General features: G+C 67.1%; 2 protein-coding genes. Both read left to right on the top strand.

Translation table 11 applies throughout. From position 1 onward, the window contains the following. A partial coding sequence (locus I6F38_RS43300; protein WP_225164702.1) for a GDP-mannose 4,6-dehydratase occupies window positions 1-453 on the top strand: 453 nt, incomplete at its 5' end. After that, on the top strand, window positions 434-744 hold a 311-nt coding region (locus tag I6F38_RS43295), incomplete at its 3' end, for an NAD-dependent epimerase/dehydratase family protein (RefSeq protein ID WP_225164701.1). The genes I6F38_RS43300 and I6F38_RS43295, both read left to right, overlap by 20 nt.

Below are 744 nucleotides of genomic sequence, written 5' to 3'. Positions count from 1 at the left end.
GCCCGCATCGAGGTCGGCCTCGAGAACAAGCTCTATCTCGGCAATCTCGACGCCAAGCGCGACTGGGGCCACGCCCGCGACTATGTCGAGGGCATGCACAGGATCCTGCAGGTGGACGAGCCCGGCGACTTCGTGCTCGCGACCGGCGAGACGCGGTCGGTCCGCGAGTTCGTCGAGCTGGCGTTTGCCGAGGTCGGCCGCAGCATCGAATGGCGCGGCAAGGGCGTCGAGGAGGTCGGTATCGACAAGGCGTCCGGCAACACCCTGGTGCAGATCGATCCGACCTATTTCCGCCCGACCGAGGTCGATCTTCTGATCGGCGACGCCAGCAAGGCGCGCGCCAAGCTCGGCTGGGCGCCGAAGACGCCGTTCGCGCAGCTGGTGAAGGAAATGGTCGCCAGCGATCTCGTCGAGGCCAGGCAGGACGCGGCCAATGGCAAGCACGGCGTTTGAGCTGAAGGGCAAGACGGTCTTCGTTGCCGGCCATCGCGGCATGGTCGGCTCGGCGCTGATGCGCCGGCTGGCGCGCGAGGAGGCCGATCTCCTGACGGTGTCGCGCAGCGAGGTCGATCTGCGTGACCAAACCGCGGTGAATGCCTGGTTTGCCGCGAAGCGGCCGCAGGCCGCGTTCCTCGCTGCCGCCAAGGTCGGCGGCATCGTCGCCAACAACACGCTGCGGGCGGAATTCCTCTACGACAATCTGGCGATCTCGAGCAACGTGATCGAGGCGGCCCATGCCAATGG

It is taken from the genome of Bradyrhizobium sp. BRP56 (genome assembly GCF_020194035.1).
GTDB classification, from domain to species: Bacteria; Pseudomonadota; Alphaproteobacteria; order Rhizobiales; family Xanthobacteraceae; genus Bradyrhizobium; species Bradyrhizobium australafricanum.
Note: the sequence above shows the minus strand (reverse complement) of the source record. Positions and strands in the feature narration are given on the sequence as shown.